Consider the following 23,009-nt stretch of genomic DNA (forward strand, 5'->3'; position numbering starts at 1 on the left):
GATGGATAATTACGCAACGGCACGGGAAAAGGAGCGATCGAACGCGGAATTAATGGGGCAGAAGCGTCAGGAAAAAGCGCTGCGTGAATTTAAGCAAGTGCTGAATGACCTGATTTTTATGTTGCAGAGTGCTTCCGAGATGGAAACGGTGTATATGTACTGGGTAAACCGTTCGCGGGAGCAGTTTGTAATGGAGACGAAATCCACGGTGTTTGACAATGTGATGTTTAAAGATCGCATTAGTTTTGACAAACACTTTTTGGATGAGTTTAAGGATCTGGATGAACCCACTGCGATTGAAGTTGGTGAGGATATACCGGCCTCTGCATTAAATCATTACTACAGCGAAGTACCGGTCAAGTACATTACGTTGCTTCCATTTGTGAATAACGGGGAAACGGTAGCTATAACCGTGTTGGAGTCTCGGGATCATATCTTTACCGAAAATAAGAGCGATGTTATTTATTCGTACATCAATGCGCTGCGCAATGTGCTGAATACCTATTTGGAAATCAGTGACCTTTACGAACAGCAGGATGAGTGGATTAATTACGAGGATTGTATTTCCGGATTGGAAATTCGTTGTCACCGCACAGAGTTGATAAAGAGGCTCTTGAATACCATACAATCCTTTTTGTATGACGGTGGGGTTTCGTTTATCACCCGGGGAATGGACAACTGGTATAATGTTCTAAACGCTGATGAAGCCAACTATGCACCGCCTATTGGGATGAAGATGGAAGAGCGTTCGCTGGCTTATGAGGCTGCTGAGCAAGGTAAGGCTGAGTTTGCCATCCATTTTAATAATAATCCCAAACGACTTTCGCCAAGGGAATTGAATTCGGAGGGGGCTACACTTGCTATCCCGTTGATGATGAAAGATCGTCGCCAGGGTGTGGTATTGGTATATGATAAAAATCCGCTGATTTTTAAGGAATCTACGAAACACAAGTTAATAAATCTGGTGCGTATCGCGGGATTACAGATGCTCTCAAATAATCCCAAGCTGGATGTTGACAGTTCCGTTTTTGCCAATCAGTATGAAGCTTATTTGCCGGAACTATGGGAGCAGACGATCAATTCAGAATTAAAGCGTCTTAAACCCGATTCGGCGATACAGAAAAGCTGGTTTGGATTGATTACCCTTTCCAATCTACCTGAATTGCGAACAAAGTTGCGGATGGATCAGCTGGATCAGATGCAGAAAGATTTGATCAAATCATTTAATCCCAATCAGTTCGGCTATAATGGGATTTTGGGATATAATTCTGACTATGTGTATTCCTTTTTAATTCAGAGCAAAGATGGGGATGCCGTAAAAAACTGGAGTAAGTCCGTGAAAAAGAAGTTTGACGGTTCGTTTGAACTTTCAAACGGTATGCATATTGAAACTGGTATAAAAGTGGGATTTGTGCGGTTGGACAGCGACTATACAGATAGTTATCAAGTATTGAAAAATGCTAAATCGGCTTTATCACAGGCACTAAAATCCAATAAAAACGAAGCGGTATAACGTTTATGGGAAATTGTTATGTAATTGTTGTTGATGGTCTTGGCGTTGGGGCGCAAGAAGATGCTGCCGAATATGGAGATGAAGATGAAAATACGCTGGGTCACGTGTGTGAAGAAACAGATGTCAAGCTACCCAATTTGCAGCGAATGGGTCTTGGCAATATTATTCCGCTGACATCAGTGGCTGTTGAGTCGGAGCCCATTTGTGCCTATGGAAAAATGCGGGAACTGTCGGCCGGAAAAGATTCTACCACAGGTCACTGGGAAATTGCTGGGATACAACTCAATCGGCCATTTCCAACCTATCCCGATGGTTTTCCTCAAGAGATTATTAACCAGTTTTGTGAGGGAATTGGCGTAGAAAAGGCGTTGGTGAACAAACCGTATTCGGGTACTGAGGTTATTGCCGATTACGGTGAGGAGCATATGGAAACCGGATATCCTATTGTGTATACCTCGGCCGACAGTGTGTTCCAGGTTGCTGCCCATGTGGATGTAACTCCTGTTGATACGCTTTACGAATGGTGTGAATTTGCGCGCAAAGAAGTACTGCAGGAGGAACACGGGGTAGGACGAGTTATTGCCCGACCGTTTACAGGAGAGCCGGGAAATTTTGAGCGCATTTCTGATAAGCGGCATGATTTTTCAATGAAGCCGCCGGAGCACAATATTATCAATCGGTTGCAGCAGCAGGGGACGAAAACCTATTCTATTGGTAAAGTCGTTGATCTTTTTACCGAAGAATATTTTACTCAATTCCGGCGAACCAAAAGTAATGCAGAGGGCATTTCTCAACTGCTAAGCCTGATGTCAGCTGTCGAAGACAGTTTTATATTTGTAAACCTGATTGATACGGATCAAAAATATGGTCATCGGCTTGATCCACAGGGATTTGCAGAATGTCTGCAGGAATTTGATCGGGCGATACCGGCAATCGTAAGTAAGCTGGATGAGGATGATATTTTGATTATTACCGGAGATCACGGTAACGATCCTACATCTGAAAGTACTGATCACAGCCGAGAGTTTGTACCCGTATTAATATGTCCATTCGATAAGGCTGAACGCATTAACTTGGGGACCCGTGATACGTTTAGTGATATCGCAACTACCGCTGCTGATTTTTTCGGGATTTCGGAAACATTTCCGGGCACATCAATGTTAAATAAAACTGAAGAAGGGCGTTAAAATCGGTTCGAAATTTATATTTTAAAGTCCTATATTATAGAGATCGAGAATAGACAACATATATCCGATTTAGTCGTTGTATTATCCCATTTAACAAACTTGATTGTCTTATCGAAGTGATCTTTAGCAGCAGATCAAATCATCGCTAATAAATCCTAATTTAATCCATCACATCCCGTGGCTAGAAGTTCAGGTATTTCTACTCGAGAATCAGAATCTCTCGACCGCTATTTACAGGAGATAGGAAAAGAAAAACTTATCACCCCCGAAGACGAGGTTAGACTTGCCAAAGAAATACAAAAAGGCAGTCAAAAAGCGCTCGAAGATTTAACGAAGGCAAACTTGCGTTTTGTGGTTTCTGTTGCCAAACAGTATCAAAACCAAGGGCTTTCACTGGGCGATCTTATCAATGAAGGGAACCTTGGCTTGATCAAAGCCGCTAAGCGTTTTGATGAAACGCGGGGTTTCAAGTTTATTTCGTACGCGGTTTGGTGGATTCGTCAATCTATTTTACAGGCACTGGCTGAACAGAGTCGTATTGTACGTCTCCCGCTCAACCGTGTAGGTGCGCTCAATAAAATAGGTAAAGAGCTTTCCAAGTTAGAGCAGGAGTACGAGCGTGTTCCTTCTGCTGCCGAACTTGCCGAAAGTTTGGATATGACGGTCTCGGAAGTAGCCGATACGCTTAAAATTTCGGGCCGACACCTTTCTGTGGATGCACCATTTGCACAGGGTGAAGATAACCGCCTGCTTGATGTCCTTGAGAATGAAGAAACCCCGGATCCCGATACGGATCTGATGGGGGAATCGCTCAAAGTTGAAATTGAGCGAGCGCTTTCTAAGCTGACGAATCGGGAAGCAGAGGTTATTCGTCTTTATTTTGGCATTGGTCGCGAACACTCGTTAACACTCGAAGAAATTGGTGAGCGTTTTGATCTGACACGTGAACGAGTTCGCCAGATTAAAGAAAAAGCACTACGTAAATTGCGTCACCACAACAGAAGTGCCGCACTGCGTGCCTATTTAGGATAAGATTTGTAAACATATTAAATGATTAAAAGCCCCGAATTCCGGGGCTTTTTTATTTGTCGAAACTTTTGATAGAATAGGGTATAGATATTAAATATTCTTCAGCTGTTTTATGATGTAAATGATTATGAAAAAAGGAATTAGTGTACTTCTTCTACTTCTTTCTATGACTACTATAGTGGAGGCGCAAACGTATCCCTTTCGCACGTACTCTATTGAAAACGGGTTAAGCGAATCGGTTGTTAATACGATTACGCAAGATGAAGACGGATATTTGTGGATCGGTACGGGATATGGCTTAAACCGTTTTGACGGCATTGGATTTAAGAACTATTACGTTGAAGATGGTTTGCTTAATAATAGTATACAGTCGCTTTATGCCGATGGAGAAAATGAGCTGTGGATTGGGACCGAAGGTGGTGTTAATGTTATGAGAAAAGACAGCATCCATACCATACCGGAGTTACAGCCATTGGCGTCAAGTTCGATTTTATCGATTTATAAAGATAGTCAAAATGAGTTTTGGTTTACCACGGATGGCGAAGGGGTTTGGCACTGGGATCGCAGCGAGCAACTGACCCAATATCGAGAAGTACATGGGATGGGCAGTAATCGGGTGCGGGATGTTCTTGAAGATCAGGAAGGAGTTATTTGGTTTGCTACTCGTGACGGTCTCACTAAGTTAGATGATGGAAATTTTAGAACCTTTACCACACAACATGGATTGCCGGACAATCGACTCAGAGATCTTGCCTTAACCGAAAATGGAACTCTTTGGGTTGCCAGTCGGGGCGGCCTTTGTACTGTATCTGAGGACGAGATTAATTGTTTTACCCAGCGAGATGGCCTAATTAATAATCGGATTCAATCCATATCAGTAGATACCGACAATAACTTGTGGTTAGGTACAGAAGAGGGGGCCAGCTATTTTTCTAATGGTGAATTTGAAAATTATTCTGTTGATGAAGGGCTTTCCAATAATATTATTTACACAACCTATTATGATCGCGAAGGTAATATTTGGCTTGGAACCTTCGGCGGTGGAGTAAGTATGTTTATGGGAGATCAAATCCAAAATTATACTATTGAAAATGGCTTGCCCAATAATGTTGTAACATCTATTGCCGAAGATCCGTTGGGACAGTACTGGATATCAACGTATGGTGGTGGCATTACAAGAGTTAAGAATAACGATATTGAAACCCTTAATAACTCGGACGGATTGGTTGATAACAAGGTTTATACTATGGAAACAGATGCTCTGGGTCGTTTGCTGATTGGTACGCGTTGGGGACTGAGTATTTACCATGAAAATACGTTCCAGAACTTTGATGAAGATGACTTGCCACATCGTAAAATTAGAGCGATTCTTCCTGTAGAAGGGGAGAATGAATTTTGGCTGGGAACCTATGGGCAAGGAATTATCCAGTTCCAAGATGGTAAGTTTAACCAAATAACCGAAGCTGATGGGTTGCCAAATAATACTGTAATGGCCTTTGAACAAAGTAATGAAGGGACTATTTGGGCTGGTACCTATGGTGGATTAAGTCGTTTTCAAGATGATTCTGTTACCAACTATACTATTCAGGATGGTCTGCCCCACAACGGCATTTTAGATGTCTTGATAGATAATAGAGGAGAGTTATGGGTGACGACTTTTGGGGGCATTGCTCGTTTTGCTGATGATGGTTTTGAATCAATAACACCCGAAGAGGGATTGCCCGACGAGGTGTGCTACTTCATGGAACAAGATGAGCGCGGAATTTTTTGGATTGGTACCACCCAGGGAGTCGTTCGATTTGATTATCAAGCCTACCAGTCAGGGGATGAAAGTACTGATAAGCAAATTTTTCGACTGCTTACCACAGATCAGGGGCTGACGTCTAACGAAATGAATGCCGGGGCTTCGTTTAAGGATAGTCGGGGGCGACTTTGGTTCGGATCAGTAGGGGGTGTTTCTGTTTTTGATCCATCTAAAGAAAAGGTTAGCAAGACTGCTCCCAAAGTGCATATAGAAAATATTAGCGTATCCGGCCAACGTGTTCCAATTAAGGAGCCGCTGGATATTGAAAGTGATAACCAGAATATCACATTTGAGTTTATTGGCATTAGTTTTACAGCCCCTCACCAGGTGAAATATCGCTATCGGTTAAAAAATTCAAACGAAGGATGGCAAGAAACCACCCAGTCATCGGTTCGGTATTCTGCACTTATGGCGGGGGACTATACCTTTGAGGTGAAAGCACGGAATTTTAATGGAGAATGGAGTTCGGAAGCTGCCAATATTAGTTTTTCGGTGCAGGCTCCATTTTGGTTGCGATGGTGGTTTATAGCATTGGTTATTATCGCATTGGCAGGTATAATCCTGTTTATTTATAACTATTATCGCGTAAAAAAGATGATAGAAATGGAGCGAATGCGCGTACAAATTGCCAGCGATCTACATGATGATGTGGGATCAGCTCTAACAGAAATTGCTCTACAGTCTGACTTTTTGCAAACAATGGAGGTGCCGAACAAATTGGAGGATCCCCTAAAACAAATTGGTGCTCAAAGCCGGAAAATAGTCTCGAGCCTGGATGATATTGTATGGTCTATCGATGCCCGTAATGATACTATTGGGGACCTGACCGATCGCATGCAGGACTACGTGAATAATGTATTGCCGGACCGGAAGGTGTTTTACGATTTTGATTGTGATATGCAGCAACAGCTGGATGTATCAGTAAAAGAAAACCTGTATCTGATATTTAAGGAAGCGGTAAATAATATAGCCAAGCATTCGAACGCAGAACGTGTGGATGTGAAGTTAATTGCTGATGGTAGTGGGTTTACAATGGGGATTAAAGATAATGGGACTGGAGCTTCCGGATCGCGAAAAAGTGGACAGGGAATGAGAAATATGAGGATGCGGGCGAAACGAATTGATGCAGAAATTACATTTAATAATAAGAATGGTTTTGAAGTGATCGTAGAGAATCGTAACTAATTAGTACGGATTTAATACAAAATGTAATAAAACTCTGGCATCATGGCACCGGTAGTAGGTATTGTTGAAGACAATAAAAAAATACGGGATTTAATACAGCGCTACCTGGATATGCAGGACGAGCTGTCTTGTCCTGTAGCGGTAGATTCGGTAGAGGAGATGCAGGAGTATTTGGAAGAACACCCGGCACCTGATGTTATTTTAATGGATATCCAACTACCGGGTATGTCGGGTATTAAAGGTATCAGCCTGATCAAAGAAGAGTATGAGGATGTGGATATCATCATGCTTACGATATACCACGATTCTCATAAAATATTCAATGCTTTACGGGCGGGTGCATCGGGATATCTGTTAAAACACACTTCACTGCCGGAGATTAAGGAATCGATATTAAAATTGGTTGATGGCGGTGCGCCCATGTCGCCACAGATTGCGCGCAAAGTGATTAACCATTTCCAGGAAAATGCTCCAAAAAAGAATACCGATTCTGATTTAACTCCGCGCGAGCATGATATTGTAAATGGACTTGTAGACGGACTAAGTTATAAAATGATTGCTGATCGGTACGATATTTCTATTGATACGGTTCGTGCCCATATCCGTAATATTTACAAGAAGCTGCACGTTAATTCTAAGGCAGAAGTTATTGCCAAGTCACTGAAGGGAGAAATTTAATGACGCCCTTCGCATGAATATGTGATTGATCACTGTGTGTTAGATTGATAAGATAGTGATAGAAATTAACTGAAATGCTAGATTACTCTGCTGAAATATAATACGGAGATCGCCATGAAACTGTTGAAAGCAATAATTATTACGCTGATATCACTCCTCTTAACCGGTTGCTATACACAGCTTCAGTATAGCCAAACCATGAAGAAGGTTACGGATAAGAAACAAACAAGCGATACCCCGGGCTACTCTTGGAATGGGGAAGAGAAAGCTGAATCTTCGAGAGATAAAACGAATGAGGATGTAGCTAAGGCAGAAAATAACCAAGAGGAGCGCAGAGATTACATCCCAGTCTATTATAAAGATTATGAATATGCCACCAAGTATGGCAATGTATACAACTTTTATGGGAATGACTGGTATGGGCACAGAACTTATCCTTATTCGAGATACAACTCATTTTATTCGTGGCATCCGTTTAGTTACGATCGCTGGACCTATCATAGTTTATATGGACGCTGGTACGATCGACCGCATTATGGAATTTCGGTTACTTTAAATTGGGGATGGCCAAGTTATCATTACGGTTATTACGATCCGTTCTATAGACCCTATTATGACTACTATTGGCATCGATATTACAGTCGATATGCATACGGTTACGGATATTGGAATTTTTATGGTAAGTCTGGATTTGGTCATGGATATTATCCCGATGAAAAAGTGAGAGAGGGTAATAATATCCGTTATAGTCCGCGGTCTATCGGTACAAACCGGGTCGTAACGGATGGTAATAGATCCAGGACGGTTGACAGGAATCGAAGTGCTGCGGTGACCAACCGAACATCGTCAACGGTACGTACTCGGTCGGTAGGTACAACGCGTACTCGAGATACTTCTGGTCGCTCGTCTGTTAACCGAGCAAAAGACAGGGATAACAGTTCCTCAAGTCGTTCAAGTCGGAGCCGAACAAGAGGGCAGGATCAAATCGATAATAGCCGGTTAGATCGTTATGATTATCGCAGTAATAGTGACGAGATACCGCTTGTTATTGATGAAAAGCAGTTAGAACAGATTCGAGCTCGTATCAGCAATGATCGAAAGAGCATTATAAACCGATCTCAGTTAAATAGTAACAGGGACGACCGAACAACGTTTTTTAACCGGATGAAGAACTTTTTCGAACAAAACACCAGCAGCTTTTCGAATGGAAATAATGGACGAACATTACGTACCAGAAGTAGTTTCCCATCAACAAACAGGTCGGCTCTAAACCGTAGTTCGAGCAGTAACAATCGCAGCTCGGTGACAAGAAGTAAATCATCGTCCAGCAATTCACGTTCTCGGGGTAGTGGCAGTTCTTCGTCTCGAAGCCGAAGCGATAGTGGCAGTTCATCGAGCTCGGAGAGGAGTCGCGGCAATTAATAAACTGGCCACATTCAACAAAATCATTTTTAATTCATGAATGATAGAAGTATGTCTAAAAAAAGTATTCTGCTATTCATTAGTGTGTTCATTATTTCTGCCACTCAAGTTAAGGCACAGAGTGCGGATGATGTATTGCGATACAGCTTGGAATATCCCTCGTACGATCCCATTAGCATAGTAATGCCCGGGGTTAGCAATACCACCGGATTTGGAGCCTATCAGGAAAATCCTGCATCCATGGCGCTGTTTGATGAAAGCTTTCTTTCGGTAGGAGTAAGCAGTCGTTTTATCGACGAGACGGGTACCTATTTGGGAAATACGTCCAACTTTTCTGATAATCAGACAGGTATTGGCGACCTTGGATTAGTCTATAAAGTACCGACAACGAGAGGTAGTCTGGTAGTGGGAGGCGGATATAGCCAAACAACCGATTTTAATCGGGCACTTTCGGCTTCGGGAAGAAATGAGCAGTCAACTATTACCGACTTTTATAACACCACGACAGATGACAGCCTGTTTTTTGCCGCTTTTGACACTTATGCTGTTGACTTTGCTACGACCGACAGTTCTTATGCCGAGACTTCCTCAATTTTTCGAATCGGGTTCCCACAATTCCCGGGGATCAATCAGGATGTGGAGATGACCGAGCGAGGTAAAACAGGGGAATATTCTATTTTTATGGCGACCGAGTTTATGGAAAACTTATTCATCGGTGGCTCGATTGGCTACTATAGCGGCACGTACACCTATCAAAGGGATTTCCTGGAATCAGATCGGCAGGATGATTATAATGCCGCATTTATTGACTCCGATGGTGATGGCAATCCCGATACCGATATTAAAAATATTTTAAGTGTCGATAGGATCGATGCCGAAATTCAGGCGTTTAGTGCTCGGCTGGGAATTGTTTATGAGCCAATGCCCTATTTTAGACTGGCTGCCAGCTATGAGTTTCCCTCGAAGCTCTTCATTGATGAGGAATTTAATACTGAAATCACGACAACCTTTGATAATACCATTCAATTTTCTGATGAGGCGCCCGGGGCATTTTCATACACAATAACACGTCCACAGCGGATTAAAGCAGGGGTAACCTTTTCAGGTATACCTAAGCTTACACTCTCGGGATCGGCTGAGGTTATTTCCTATTCGGATGGAAAAATTGATTTTGATGAGATCAATTTAAATCCCCAGGAGAATGCAATAAACTCCGACGTGAAGTCTGCTTTTAATGATGTTATAAATCTGAGGGGTGGATTGGAGTATAGAACCAACGATCATTTTACAGCTCGTGCGGGATATGCTTATTTTCCCAGTCCGCAAGATGGCATTAACAGCGGTCGGCAGTTTATCAGCGGTGGATTCAGTGCCGTGTTAACCAAAGGTCTTACGTTCGATTTTGGTATCCAATATAGTTTTTGGGATGATCAAAACGCCCTCTATTCAACACCTGATGTCACCGAAGTGGTTAACGAACAGGTCACCCGCCTTAATATAATGACAGGCTTAAGAATGACATTGTAGAATCCTTTTATCTACTTGTTGACCATCGACTTTGAAGTAGCTGTGATATCGAATTTAGCCCAGACCGGAAGGTGGTCTGAAGTGGTGTTGCCGTAGTCATCAATGTACTCCCGAGGATCATGAATTAACGTACTATTTGGCACATGTTCATCAAATAGTTCATCACTAATCGTAATATGATCAATAATATCTTCATAATTTATTGAAGCTGATTCCCCTGCATCTGATAGTTTTTTCGTTATTACATCGAAATTATCAGTGTCTTCAACAAATTCGTCATAGGGTGTTTCCTGATAGACTCTGTCGCCATTTTCTTCTTCATAATAAATCGACTTATCAACATCATCGTTGTAATCCCCTAAAAGAATAATATTGGCATCCGGTTTATTATCTTTTAAATAGTAATAAAGTCCTTCGGCTGCTTTTTTGCGACGTTTATACGCTTCCGCATATTCTTGGGCATTGTCACCTGTGTTAGCTTTGCCATGGATTACGACCGCATAAAATTCCTGCGTTGCATCTTCGTAAGTATAATGAAAACGGAAAAATAAAGGGATGCGACCACCAGCCCAGTAATAAGACCAATCGTTTTGATATTCTTCCCTTACATCTTTAATAGAGCCAGTCTCAACTGAATTAATGGTATTGGTATTATATGCAAAAGCCATTTTTTGTTTCCAGTCAATATGCTCTGCTACAAATCCTTTATAACCTTTCATGTTTTCGGTGATATCTTCCAGTGCTTGTTGACTGTATACTTCTTGGAAGGCATATAGGTCTGCTTTAAGCGAATCCGCAACTTGTAAAATATTTTTTGTTTGTTGATGCTCGTTAGCAGGACCCCAGTTTTCACTGCCATAGGTACCGTCACCAAATCCTTCGACATTCCATGTTACCGTTTCAAGCACTCCATCAGGAGGAACAGAATCATTCTGTTCGATTTGTTCTTCCTCTTCCTCCTGCTTTTCATCGGGGTCTTCTTCCGGTTGATAGGGCGTACCGCAAGACGCTAACACTATCAATAATGCGGTGAGAAAATAGGAGAGCTTTTGAAACGAAAAATTCATTAATAGTTAATTATTATTGGCTTTGGGATTTACGCTTAGCACAGGACTTTTTACATGCCGGGCAACATTAGCTGTAGTACTTCCCATCATCAGGTAGTCGATGCCGGTGCGCCCCACAGTGGACATCACGATAAGATCGTGAGGATTCTCAAGATTATAATTGAGGATAGCCTCGTGTGGGGTATCTTCTGATATAATTACCTTGGTTTCAAGCAGATTGCCCATTTCATGCATCACTTCCTTGGATAAAACCTTTAATCGCTGTTCGCGCAATTGTTTTTTGGAATCATCGGGCTCATCTTCATGCTGAGGATCATATGGCATCACATTGACCAGCTCAAGTTTGGCGTTCGCTTTTTTAGCAATTTCCATAGCCACCGGAAAGGCCTCCTTGGAGTGATCCGAGAAATCAGTTGTCACCATAATGCGATCTAAGTTTGTAAGCTCACGTTCTTCGTTTACAATCAAAACGGGAATATCTGACATTCTAAGCACCTTTTCGGATACGGATCCGAGAAAAAACCGGGAGAATCCTGTACGTCCGTGCGTAGTCATCACAATCATATCAAAATCCTTGGATTCTTCCACGATAGATTGTGCCGGATTGCCGATAGATATCAGCGGTTCAGTAACCAGTGAGGAGTCAATTTCTTCATTGGCCAGTTCAGAAAGTCGTTCGTATAGTGCTTCCTCAATTTCATCAAAATCTTCCATTGTCGAAGTGCCCATTCCAAACATGTAGGGTCCGCCATCCACTTCATTTAGCGGTAAGTAAGAGTGGAAGGGGGTAACACTTCCATTAAATAATTTCGCCATTCTTTCGGCCGAATAAAGTGCTTTTGATCCTAAGTCAGAGAAGTCGAGGGGCACAAGTATTTTGATGTTTTCCATGATGGTAGATTGTTTAATTGAGACTTTATTTAAAATACTAAAATATCTTTTTATCTCAGAACCATCCCTTACGTTTAAAGAAGAAAATCATGATTAGTGCAATAAATCCCATTATCCCCAATGAAGTTGGATATCCCCAGTACCAGCTGAGTTCCGGCATGTTATAGGGACTTGCTCCGGGATCAAAGTTCATACCGTAAATTCCTGCAACAAATGTTAACGGGATAAAGATAGTGGCAATAATAGTGAGCACTTTCATGACTTCGTTCATCTTATTGCTTGCGTTCGACATATACATATCGTGTAGCCCCAGAATTGTATCTCGGTAATTCTCAATATTATCTATGATTTGAATCATATGGTCATAAACGTCACGGAGATAAATTTTGGTGTCTTCATATATAAACTGCGATTCATCTCTGATAGCACTGTTGATAGCATCACGCAGTGGCCAAACTGATTTTCGAAAGAATATGACTTCACGTCTAATTCTGTGAATCTGTTCAAGAATATTTTCATCGGGGTCTTTCAGAAGCTTTTCTTCCAGAAATTCAATATCGTCCCCGATAAATTCCAGAACGTTAAAATAGTAATCCACAACAGCATCAATTAAGGCATAGGTTAAATAGTCGGTGTCGAGCTTGCGAATGCGAGATGCTGCTATTGTCAGTCGGTTAATGATAGGTTTAAAATGGTCTTTATCGGTTTCTTGAAACGATAATACATAGTTTTCTCCAAGTACAATACTGATCTGTTCGGCATGGATTTTTTGATCTTCAGTTGAATAAGTAAGCAACCGAAGTACAAAAAAGATACAGTTGTCATACCGCTCAACTTTGGGACGCTGGGCCGTGTGTACAATATCTTCCTGGATTAGTGGGTGCAGGTTAAAAAAGTTCCATATTGATTTAAGTTTTTCGGTGTCATGTAGGCCACGTACCTGTACCCAAGTTTTTGAAGGAGCATCTAAATAAGGTTGGACTTTTTGGATCTTACTGATCGGAACTTCATCAATATGTTCTTCATCGTAGTCGTGAACGGTAATTTTGATCTCATCCATGTGTCGTTCACCAATATGCTCGATCGTTCCGGGTGGGGATCCTGGCTTTTTATGATGTCTTGTATTGCGAAATCGCATACTTGGTAGCATTTTTTTAATCTTACCGGAAGTAGCCATATAAATAGATTTTGTTGTTCAACAGTGCCAATAATATGGTTAAGCTGTAATCCTAAAACAAGTTGTAAAAGAATTGTGCGCTGATTTTATAAGTGCTCCGAATTATTTCTTTTCCTGAGGATCCAGTGGATGATAGGGGGAGCAAAAAAGAGAGCCACGACAATGTTGCCTGTATATTGGTAGATTAAAACAGCTGCTAAAATACATGCCAGAAGTATGATCAGAGAGATCAAATTTGTTTTCTGTTTTGTATCCATCGCTTTACGTAGCTTCCATGCGTAAGACTTCGAGTGGAGTTTTTTTATAGACGCTTCGGCTGTTAAACATACCAATTAAAATGGTAAGGCCGGTAACGATCAACGTGCCTAGAATAATAACCCAAAGGTTAGGTGTAAAAGTGATATCAAAATAGAAGTACCCTAACAGCCAGGTAGCACCTACCGAAAGAATGAGTCCCGTAAGTGCGGATAGAATCCCCAAGAAAAGGTATTCCACCGACAGTATTTGGATGATCTGTTTCTTGCTGGCTCCGAGGGTTCGCAATAACACACTTTCTTTGATGCGCTGGAAACGGCTGGTGGCCACCGAACTTGCTAAAACAATCAGTCCGGTAATAATACTGAACAGCGCCATAAACTGTACGGCAAGCGAAATTTTATCGATAAACTGGTTGATGGTCTCGAGGATACGACTGACATCAATAGCCGAAATATTAGGATATTTTTGAACTACTGCTTGTTGCACAGTAGCCGAAACTTCTTGATTGGGTGCTCGCGAAACGGTGACATAAATTTGCGGCGCGGGTTCCAGGACGCCTGTGGGAAAGAGCATGAAAAAGTTGGGTTGCACCCGCTGGAAATCTACCTCTCGAATGCTGCCCACAATTGCTTCAACCGGCACTCCCTGTACATCAAAGGTAAGCGAATCGCCAATAGTTAAATTGAGATCTTCGGAAATTTCCTTGGCCGCTGATACCGGAACGCGTCCCGTATCGGGGGCTTGCCCAGTCCATTCACCTTTGAGCAGTGTTTCGGAATCAATAAGGGAATCGCGATAGGTTGAGCGGTATTCTCTTCGAAGCGCCCAGTCGCGCACATTGTTTGTCGAGTCATCATCGATTGCTTGGGTACTGCGTCCGCGAAGCGAATCCAAGCGCATAGTTACCATCGGCACGTTTTGAAGGACGGGAACATTGTTTTCTTTTAAAAGCTGATTCAGTCCTTCATTTTGATCAGGTTGTATATCAAAAAATATAAGGTTGGGGGCGTCATCGCGCGTGGCAAAATCGAGTTCCTCCATCAGCATATCCTGGCTAAAGTAGAGCGTGCTGACCAGCAGCATTCCCAATCCCAAAGAGAGCATGAGCGTCGTCGTTTGGTTATGCGGTCGATATAAATTTGCCAATCCCTGACGCCAGACGTATGGCCAGTTAGAGGGAAAAAACCGACGAATAAGCTTGATTAATAACTTTGCGACCAGCCAAAGTAATCCGAAAGCAACGATCATTCCGGCAGTAAACAGTCCGCCTACAATCCAGTCGGAGGTCAGAAGGGTAGCATATCCCATAACAACGAGTGCTATGGCTACATAGATAATAGCCTTTGTCTTGTTTGAGAGCAGTGCCGTAATTGATCCCTCCATAGTGCGAAGGGCATACAGCGGAGAGGCTTTGCGGAGTGCCAGAAGCGGTAGCAGGGCAAAAGCAAGGGCAACACCCGTGCCGGTAAAGAGTCCGAGCCCAATGGCCAACCACGAGGTTGTCAGTTCTACAGTAACGGGCAGAAAATCGCTAACCAAGCCGGGTAATAAATATTGAACACCTACTCCGATTACCGTACCTACCAGAGCTCCGAGGAATCCTAAAACAATAGATTGAATAAGAAAGATACTCATCGTCTGATTAGAAGAGGCCCCAAAACATCGAAGAACGGATGCCGTACTGATCTTTTGGTTGATATACACATGGATGGAACTTGCCACGCCAATACCCCCCAACAGCAGGGCGATAAAACCAACGAGGTTTAGGAATTTTCCAAGATTTCCGACTGCCTCACCGATTTCTTCGCGGCGCTCTTCGACCGTTTCCGTGTCGATATCAATGCCCAGGGCATCTTGCAGTGAGTCGACGCGGGCTTCGATAGCATCCATATCCCGCTCATCATCAAAGCTAAAGTACTGTTTGTATTCTACACGACTGCCACGCTGTACAAGGTTTGTGGCCTCTAACATTGAGGCGGGAATAAATACGCGCGGTCCAACCATCGCTGCGGCCGCAGCTTCTCCGGGGACTTTTGTGATTCCACCTCCGATAGCAAAAGTAACTTCTCCGACTTTAACAGAATCACCGACTTCAATATTAAATTGAGTCAAGAGTGCCTGATCAACCAGGGCAGTGGTGTCCGACTTAAATGTTTGCGCGGCTTCTATTGGTATAGTTTCGAGTGCCCCGTAAAAGGGAAAGTTTCCTTCCAGCGCACGAACGTTGGCTAATCGGGTATTCCCGTTTTGGGGAAATAACACCATCGATGGAAACTCTGTAATGGTGGATTGTTCTCCGCCCAATGTGTCAAAATAGGCAGTAAGCGTATCGGGAGGGGGTTGCTCTGTTTCAATTTCAAGGTCTGCACCCAGTAGTTCTTTCGATTGGTTATCGATTGTATTGTTGAGGCTGTCACGAAATGAGGTGATCGCTACCTGTGCCGCAACGCCGATAATGATGGCAGATATATAAACGAACAATTTCTTTTTGTTGGATCGGGCATCGCGCCAGGCCATTTTCCATGACCATTTAGAAAAAAATGATGACATAAATTGGTTATCTAAAACTCTATTGAACCTGTTCTGCAGTGGTGTTGTCAATCCATTCGTCTTTATGGATCTGACCATTCTTAAGCCGGATGATTCGTTGACACTGTTCGGCCAGTGATAAGTCGTGGCTCACTAAAACGAGAGTAGTGCCGCGAGCTTTATTGAGATCGAAAAGTAGTTTCTCTATGGTGGCTCCGGTTTCGGAGTCAAGGTTCCCGGTGGGTTCATCCGCAAAAAGAATTTTTGGTTTGTTGATGAATGCCCGCGCAATAGCTACGCGCTGCTGTTCGCCTCCGGAAAGTTGGGCGGGATAGTGACTCATCCGATCAGCAAGTCCAACCTGTGTAAGTAACTCTTCGGCATCGCGCTGTACTTCGGAAGTTTTTACGCCTCTGAGTTCAAGCGGAACCATTACATTTTCTAAAGCGGTAAGAGTTGGCACCAGTTGGAAGGTTTGAAAAACGAATCCCACATGCTTGTTGCGTACTTCGGCGCGCTGATCTTCATTGAGCGAACCTAATTTTACGCCATTGAGCGTGACTTCGCCGGTTGTGGGGCGATCGAGGCCGGCACAAAGTCCCAGCAAGGTTGTTTTGCCACTGCCCGATGGTCCCACAATAGAACAGGTGGTACCTTTTTCTACTGAAAAGTCAACGTGATCGAGAACAGTTAACTTTTTATCGCCACTTCTAAATTGTTGTGTGAGATTTGTAACTTCCAGAATTGAATCTAAAGCCATAAAATAATATCGTAATTGAGTTATGGGTAGTAACATCTACCAGCGGGTGAATCATTCCGTAAAGGAAAGCGTTTCCCAACCTAAATGAAAATGTTGTAACAATAATTTACGCTTACTGATTTATGAAACGGATTTTGACAGCTATTGTTTTTATTTTTTTACTTCCCATCTTGCTCTTTGGGCAGGAGTCCCCCCAACGCATACTTTTCTTTGGTGATAGTATTACTGCAGGATATGGAGTAGGAGAAGAAAATGCATTTCCGGCATTTATTCAGCAGAAAATTGATTCGGTGGGTTGGAATTTTAAAGCGGTAAATGGAGGATCGAGCGGTGAAACGTCGGCCGGTGGATTGTCCCGTATTGATTGGATGTTGCGCCAGCCAGTATCTGTTTTTGTGCTTGAGCTGGGGGGCAATGACGGACTGCGCGGGATTGATCTGGATGCAACGAAACAGAATTTGCAAAAAATTATTGATAAGGTAGAAGCCAAGTATCCCGATGCGTCTATTGTCATTACCGGTATGCAGGTGCCACCCAATTTAGGTCCCGACTACACCAGCGAATTCAAGGAGATATATCCGGAATTGGCTGATAAAAATAATGCCAAACTAATTCCTTATTTTTTGGATGAGCTGGGAGGCGATTCGAAATTAATGCAGTCCGATGGAATTCATCCGACGGAAGCTGGCCATAGGTTATTGGCTAAAAAAACATGGAAAGTGTTAAAGCCGATATTAGAATCTAAAAGAGCAGGTAATCAAACTAATTAAATAGGATTTACTATTATTATGCGCAGGATAAAAGGGATTTTCTTAATTGTTAGCTTACTTTTTTTGTTTGGATTTGCAGAAAGAACGCAGGGTCAGGAACTCGATTATGAGCCAAAAGTACTGCTGGTGACCGCCCATCCTGATGATGACGCTCTTTATGCGGCCACGGTTTTTAAGACTACACATCTGCTGGATGGGATAGTGGATTTGGCAATTATGACCAACGGCGAAGGCGGATATAAATACTCAACGTTGGGAAATTATATTTACAATCGCGAGCTCGACAGGGAAGAAGTGGGGCGCGATTATCTGCCGAGCATCCGTAAACGGGAATTGATGGCCGGCGGTAAAATCGTGGGTATGCGCAACTACTTCTTCTTTGATCAGGTGGATGACGAATATTCAAAAAATATTGCAAGTCCCTTGGAAAAATGGGACACCGACTGGATTAAACAGCGACTTGAAAAGATATTGAAAGAGGAACAGTACGATTTTGTATTTACTATGATGCCTTCAAAGGAAACTCACGGACACCATAAAGCCTCGGCGATTTTGGCCCTGCAGACAATACAAGAGCTTCCCGAAGAGGAGCGACCCCTTGTTTTTGCCACGACTATTGTTGATTCGCTGGGAGAGAAAATTGACTATTCACAGTTGAAAGGCTATCCGATTTCTAAGCTGATGGAAGGACAGCAGCCAATGGAATTTGATCGGAGGCAGAAGTTTGGGTTTGATAATCGGCTGGATTACAAGATTATTGGCAACTGGGTGATTGCCGAGCATAAGTCGCAGGGAACCATGCAGTTGCTGATGGGACGCGGTAACGTAGAGCAGTATTGGCCCTATGCCCTTAACGACAGAGAAGATCTGATGAAAGCAAAAGAATTCTTTGAAGCCGTTAACGAGGTGCCAATCTATCGAAATCCCAATATTGATTTTCGGAATTGACACAAATAAAGATACCATCGTATTAACCGATGGCATCTTATATTTAAAAAAATCACTTCTTAAATTTATATATCACCGATACATTAGCTGAAACACTTACCGACTGATCAAATTCCAAAAGACTGTCAGACGATTTTGCGGAAGCCATTTCCATCATTGGTCTGGGCGGACGACTGCTGTATGAATGGCTAATATTTTTGATACCGGTGATAGATACACCTGTTTCTGTGGCAATAATTTCAGCTTTTTCACGTGCAGTTTTTAATGCTTTTTTAAGGGCTTCATTTTCTCCTTTTTCAGATTCACTGGATGTAAAATTGCCACTGAATTCGTCAAAGTTATTTTCAATAAGCGTAATCTGAATTTGCTCATAGATGTCAAAGTTATCCAGGGTTACAATAACTTTTTGACGCGTTTGAATGCGTTTATTTTTCTCATTTCGATACGATCCGTTATAACTCTTGTTGATAGAGATGGGTTCAAAGTTGATATTTTCTTCTTTGATGTCATGCTTTTTCAACTGTTGGACCAACACTTTCTCACGCTCTTTGTGTAGTTCATAAGCTTCCTGCGGATTATCTCCTTCAGCATTCAGGTTAATTTGAAAAGCAATTTTATTGGCCGGGATGAGTACCTGGGCAGCAGCATTTATCGAAATTTCATTTTGGGCTTGCCCGGTTGTAGCAAAGATAAAAAGTGCGAGAAAAAGGCTTAGTGCTCTCATAGGACAAATGGTTAGTTTAGGTTCAATAGGCTAATCACACAAAACGGATTGTAGTTTGTCTTGGGAAATATTGGCACCACAAACAACGATTACAGTGGTCTGATCGGCAAACTGATCGGGATATTTCAGCAAGCTGGCGATGGCCACACCCGCTGATCCTTCCACTAACTTGCTGTGGTGCTTTATCATAGAACGAATGGTATCGGCAATTTCGTCTTCAGAAATTAAAATAAAGTTATCTACCAGCTTTTGGCACAGCTCAAAAGTGATGGAGTCGCGCTCAAATCCACCGGCCGAACCGTCCGAAAGGGTAGGCTTGGATTCTACTTCGCGGTATTTCCCGGCACGTACGCTCATGCTCATCTCCGGTGAGTTCTCTGGTTGACAGCCAATGATATTAGAATAAGGAGATTGCTCTTTTACATAAGTGCCGATACCTGAAATGAGTCCTCCACCACCCACCGTAGCTAAAATATTATCAGGATTGGGAATGGTATTTAATATTTCTATCCCGATGGTTCCCTGTCCCGCTATAATCTGTTGATCGTTATAGGGCGATACGTAGATCCACCCGTTGTCCTCTGCCGTTTTGCGAGCATACGTTTCGGTTGTATAGGGATCATCCCCGTGAAATTGGATTTCCACATCAAAAGCCCTGATGGATTCTACCTTGGATGAAACTGCATTATGCGGTAGAAAAACCTTTCCTTTGATTCCCAGAAGATCGCAGGCCCGGGCAAACCCGAGTCCGTGATTTCCCGTTGAGGCGGTAACGGGCAAACTTGTAAGATTTTGTTCCTGAATCCATTTGAGCTTGTTTAAACTACCACGCGCTTTAAACGATCCGGTGATCTGTTCGCTCTCGAGTTTTAGGTAGACATCGCCGTTACAGTAGTCACTCAGCCAATTTGAGTAGATTAATGGTGTTTGAAAAACATCATCCCGAATACGCTTGTAAGCTTGTTTGATCTTTTTGAGTAACTCCATATTGGTTACTGTAGTTTAGGTAGAATTGAGGGAAGCATTTTTGAAACCCACTGCTGGTACATTTTTCCAGAGGGATGCAGTCTATCATTTGCCGTTAGATCCGGATTGTTAAGAGCATCTTCAGAAATAGGAGTAATGTTGATAAATGTAATATCATGTTTTTGGGCAATTTCCTTGGCAGTTGAATTATATCGATTTATCTCTTCAGTAATTTGATCGGGATTCTTATCCTGCCCAAAAGGAGTAACGCCATAGTTGGGAATAGAAACCACAAAAACGTTTCGGGGATTACCGTCGGCAAAAGAAATTGTCTGGTGCAGTAGCTCCTCAAATTCCCTTTCAAACTGATTGAAATCCAATCCCTGATATTGATTATTAACGCCAATAAGCAGAGAAACGAGATCGTAATTAGAATGAGGACTTTCTTTACCTATAGCTTCTTGTAAATCGGAGGTTGTCCAGCCTGTTTTGGCAATGATATTGGGCTTGTTAACGGCTAATCCGCGACTGCGCAACGAATCAGCAAGAAGTACCGGCCATCGCTGATCCTGATCCACACTTTCGCCAATAGTATAAGAGTCACCCAGTGCTAAAAAAGAAATAGGAGAAGACTCCTCTTCACAGCCTCCCAACAATAGTAATGCCGAAAAGAGCAGTCCAAAAGTAAATGATCGCAAATAACTATTCATAGTTTATGGCCTATCAATTCTTGATTCCTAAGTAGGCAATCCTTCCATTTCCATAATTTTGAGGGCATTGGTAGAAGGGCAGGGACCAGGTTTTAGTTTATATTCAAAACTCATTTTGTTGCCCTCAATTGTTTCAGCAAAATGCCAGTTACTGAGCTCCGGGATGGATTCTTCGAGCTGTGCCAGTTCGAGGTCGTGGGTAGAGACAAGCCCCACACCGTTTTTCCCTGCCACATTTTTCAGAAATGCCTCGCTGCCCTGCAGACGCTCCCGGTTGTTGGTGCCGCGGTAGATCTCATCGACCATAAAAAATACCGGAGTTTCATGGTCATCATTGAGCATATCCATTAATTCCCGCAGGCGTTTCACTTCTGCATAAAAGTGAGATAATCCGTTGTCAAGTGAGTCGGTTACATTGATACTGCTATAAATCCGAAAGGGAATTGTATAGAATTTTGAAGCATTAACGGGAGCTCCGGCAAAGCACATGGATAAATTGATCCCCATTGTTCGTAAAAAGGTACTTTTCCCGGCCATATTGGAACCGGTGATCAACAGAATATCACCTTTTGAGTTAATAGTAATATCATTAGTTACTTTTTCGTCGTGGGGGATAAGCGGATGTCCCAGATCGGTGGCAGAAAATGGAGTTGATGATTGATCATCCGGCAAAGAAAAATGATACTGCGGATTTAACCACGCAAAATTAGCCATCGCGCAAAAAGCCTCAAGCTGATAGAAATGTGTGAGCCATTCATCCAGTTTTGGGGCCAACTCTTTTTTATACGTGCTCAGTTTTTGTGAAAAATAGAGGTCCCACGGCACTAAAAAATTGAGCAGCACCCAGACAATCTCACTCTGTTGAGAGGAGGCCGCTCCGGCAATGCGAATAATGCCGCTCACGTATTTTGATGGAGAATAGTCGCTGCTCCAATAGGGTTTACAAAATGCTTTCAGCTGTTCATTTGATTGATAATTATAATTTTCCAAGAAGCGTAAAACGGGATTAAATCGACTGAGCTGCTTTTCAATCTGATGTGCTTCGGTATATAAGCCAGATATTTTTTCGCTGTTGAAGTTGTAAATCACTAAATATGCCACAAAGGTGATGATCACATAGGGAGCAATTGTTCCCATAAGATAGAGTACCAGCAGCACGATGTTGAGAGTCGAAAGTCCCCCCAGGATCGTCAGGGGAAGCGTGTAGTTTACTACTTTTGAATTTCGCAAATAGTTGAGCAGTTCATCTAGGTTCCAGTCGGTTTCGAGTTCCTGCTTGCTGTTGAGCTCTGTCAACAGGTGTAATTTATCGCGGAAGTGTGGTTTTGGTGTAAGCTCTTCAACAATTTCCTGACGCTTTTCTATGTCGTCAATAGAGGGATTCTGTGTTAGTAGATAGTTTGCCAATTCATCGGTACTGCCTTGGTAGGTTGAAGTATCGATAAGTTGGAGCAGAGAATGCTTTCCGATAATGTCGAGGTCGTTAGCAAAATGATGATCTTCGTAATTTGAGGTAGTTTCTCGTTCTGGAATGTTTTCCCATGTTAATTGCTGTCGGGCCAAGTGGGTTTCTCGAATGGACTTCCAGATTTCAAATCCTTCTTTAGATTGTTCTACTTTATTGTGGATTTTTACTAATCGGCTAAATCCAAAAAGAAAGGCTGCCAGTGTAATCCAGAAAAACCATTCCGGTCCCCAATTTCCGGAGGCATAAACCAGCGTAAGTCCGCCAATAAAGCCGAAAAGACGCCCCATTGAAAGACGATCACTTAACTTGTTAAGTGATTCAATACGATTTGATAAACGGTGAACTTGGTTCTTGAGCGCGTTTGCTAATGACTGTCGGGAATAGTTATGCATACGA

Annotated in this window: 18 protein-coding genes; 9 read left to right on the forward strand and 9 right to left on the reverse strand. The window is 42.6% G+C overall.

Annotated elements, in window-relative coordinates; translation table 11 throughout:
* Position 1: 1 nt before the first annotated feature.
* The 7 genes from ACQ4LT_RS11455 to ACQ4LT_RS11485 all read left to right on the forward strand — a co-directional run bounded on the left by ACQ4LT_RS11455 (position 2) and on the right by ACQ4LT_RS11485 (position 10,345).
* Positions 2-1,513: a GAF domain-containing protein gene (locus ACQ4LT_RS11455; RefSeq protein ID WP_445666189.1), complete on the forward strand. Its 1,512-nt coding sequence runs from the start codon at positions 2-4 to the stop codon at positions 1,511-1,513.
* Between the two features lie 5 nt (positions 1,514-1,518).
* On the forward strand, positions 1,519-2,700 hold the full coding sequence (locus ACQ4LT_RS11460; protein ID WP_445666190.1) for a phosphopentomutase: 1,182 nt from the start codon (positions 1,519-1,521) through the stop codon (positions 2,698-2,700).
* 177 nt (positions 2,701-2,877) lie between these two features.
* The gene (locus ACQ4LT_RS11465) at positions 2,878-3,732 is read left to right on the forward strand and encodes a sigma-70 family RNA polymerase sigma factor (protein ID WP_095607284.1); all 855 of its coding nucleotides are present in this window, start codon (positions 2,878-2,880) and stop codon (positions 3,730-3,732) included.
* A gap of 124 nt (positions 3,733-3,856) precedes the next feature.
* The gene (locus ACQ4LT_RS11470; RefSeq protein WP_445666191.1) at positions 3,857-6,718 is read left to right on the forward strand and encodes a ligand-binding sensor domain-containing protein; all 2,862 of its coding nucleotides are present in this window, start codon (positions 3,857-3,859) and stop codon (positions 6,716-6,718) included.
* Between the two features lie 42 nt (positions 6,719-6,760).
* A complete protein-coding gene (locus ACQ4LT_RS11475) occupies positions 6,761-7,396 on the forward strand; it encodes a response regulator (RefSeq protein WP_445666192.1) in 636 nt (211 codons plus the stop codon).
* 114 nt (positions 7,397-7,510) lie between these two features.
* Positions 7,511-8,818, forward strand: coding sequence for a hypothetical protein (locus tag ACQ4LT_RS11480; RefSeq protein ID WP_445666193.1), 1,308 nt, complete (start codon positions 7,511-7,513; stop codon positions 8,816-8,818).
* Between the two features lie 36 nt (positions 8,819-8,854).
* Positions 8,855-10,345 carry an OmpP1/FadL family transporter gene (locus ACQ4LT_RS11485; protein WP_445666194.1) on the forward strand — a complete coding sequence of 497 codons (1,491 nt, stop codon included), beginning with the start codon at positions 8,855-8,857 and terminating at the stop codon, positions 10,343-10,345.
* A gap of 11 nt (positions 10,346-10,356) precedes the next feature.
* On the opposite strand, the gene ACQ4LT_RS11490 is transcribed toward ACQ4LT_RS11485, so the two are convergent.
* From ACQ4LT_RS11490 to ACQ4LT_RS11510, 5 genes are all read right to left on the reverse strand, one after another.
* Positions 10,357-11,412: an endonuclease/exonuclease/phosphatase family protein gene (locus tag ACQ4LT_RS11490; RefSeq protein WP_445666195.1), complete on the reverse strand. Its 1,056-nt coding sequence runs from the start codon at positions 11,410-11,412 to the stop codon at positions 10,357-10,359.
* Positions 11,413-11,418: 6 nt separating this feature from the next.
* Positions 11,419-12,303, reverse strand: coding sequence for a universal stress protein (locus tag ACQ4LT_RS11495; RefSeq protein ID WP_445666196.1), 885 nt, complete (start codon positions 12,301-12,303; stop codon positions 11,419-11,421).
* Positions 12,304-12,358: 55 nt separating this feature from the next.
* Positions 12,359-13,480 (reverse strand): magnesium/cobalt transporter CorA, encoded by a 1,122-nt coding sequence (gene corA / locus ACQ4LT_RS11500; RefSeq protein ID WP_445666197.1) that lies wholly within the window; start codon positions 13,478-13,480, stop codon positions 12,359-12,361.
* Between the two features lie 261 nt (positions 13,481-13,741).
* Positions 13,742-16,288 (reverse strand): ABC transporter permease, encoded by a 2,547-nt coding sequence (locus tag ACQ4LT_RS11505; protein ID WP_445666198.1) that lies wholly within the window; start codon positions 16,286-16,288, stop codon positions 13,742-13,744.
* Between the two features lie 19 nt (positions 16,289-16,307).
* Positions 16,308-17,027 (reverse strand): ABC transporter ATP-binding protein, encoded by a 720-nt coding sequence (locus ACQ4LT_RS11510; RefSeq protein WP_445666199.1) that lies wholly within the window; start codon positions 17,025-17,027, stop codon positions 16,308-16,310.
* 122 nt (positions 17,028-17,149) lie between these two features.
* Between ACQ4LT_RS11510 and ACQ4LT_RS11515 the strand changes: the two genes are divergently transcribed.
* Together ACQ4LT_RS11515 and ACQ4LT_RS11520 are read left to right on the forward strand one after the other, a co-directional pair.
* Positions 17,150-17,797 (forward strand): arylesterase, encoded by a 648-nt coding sequence (locus tag ACQ4LT_RS11515; RefSeq protein WP_445666200.1) that lies wholly within the window; start codon positions 17,150-17,152, stop codon positions 17,795-17,797.
* Between the two features lie 18 nt (positions 17,798-17,815).
* The gene (locus ACQ4LT_RS11520) at positions 17,816-18,745 is read left to right on the forward strand and encodes a PIG-L family deacetylase (RefSeq protein ID WP_445666201.1); all 930 of its coding nucleotides are present in this window, start codon (positions 17,816-17,818) and stop codon (positions 18,743-18,745) included.
* A 52-nt stretch (positions 18,746-18,797) separates the two neighbouring features.
* Here the strand turns inward: ACQ4LT_RS11520 and ACQ4LT_RS11525 are convergent, their stop codons facing one another.
* The 4 genes from ACQ4LT_RS11525 to ACQ4LT_RS11540 are packed head-to-tail and all read right to left on the reverse strand — an operon-like array spanning position 18,798 to position 23,005.
* Entirely contained in the window at positions 18,798-19,469 is a 672-nt protein-coding gene (locus ACQ4LT_RS11525) for an SIMPL domain-containing protein (protein WP_445666202.1), read from the reverse strand.
* Between the two features lie 30 nt (positions 19,470-19,499).
* Positions 19,500-20,456, reverse strand: a complete 957-nt coding sequence (locus ACQ4LT_RS11530; RefSeq protein ID WP_445666203.1) for a threonine/serine dehydratase — start codon at positions 20,454-20,456, stop codon at positions 19,500-19,502.
* Positions 20,457-20,461: 5 nt separating this feature from the next.
* Entirely contained in the window at positions 20,462-21,145 is a 684-nt protein-coding gene (locus tag ACQ4LT_RS11535; protein WP_445666204.1) for an SGNH/GDSL hydrolase family protein, read from the reverse strand.
* A gap of 27 nt (positions 21,146-21,172) precedes the next feature.
* Entirely contained in the window at positions 21,173-23,005 is a 1,833-nt protein-coding gene (locus ACQ4LT_RS11540) for a MutS-related protein (protein ID WP_445666205.1), read from the reverse strand.
* Positions 23,006-23,009 lie beyond the last annotated feature (4 nt).

The sequence above is a fragment of the Fodinibius sp. AD559 genome (assembly GCF_052712805.1).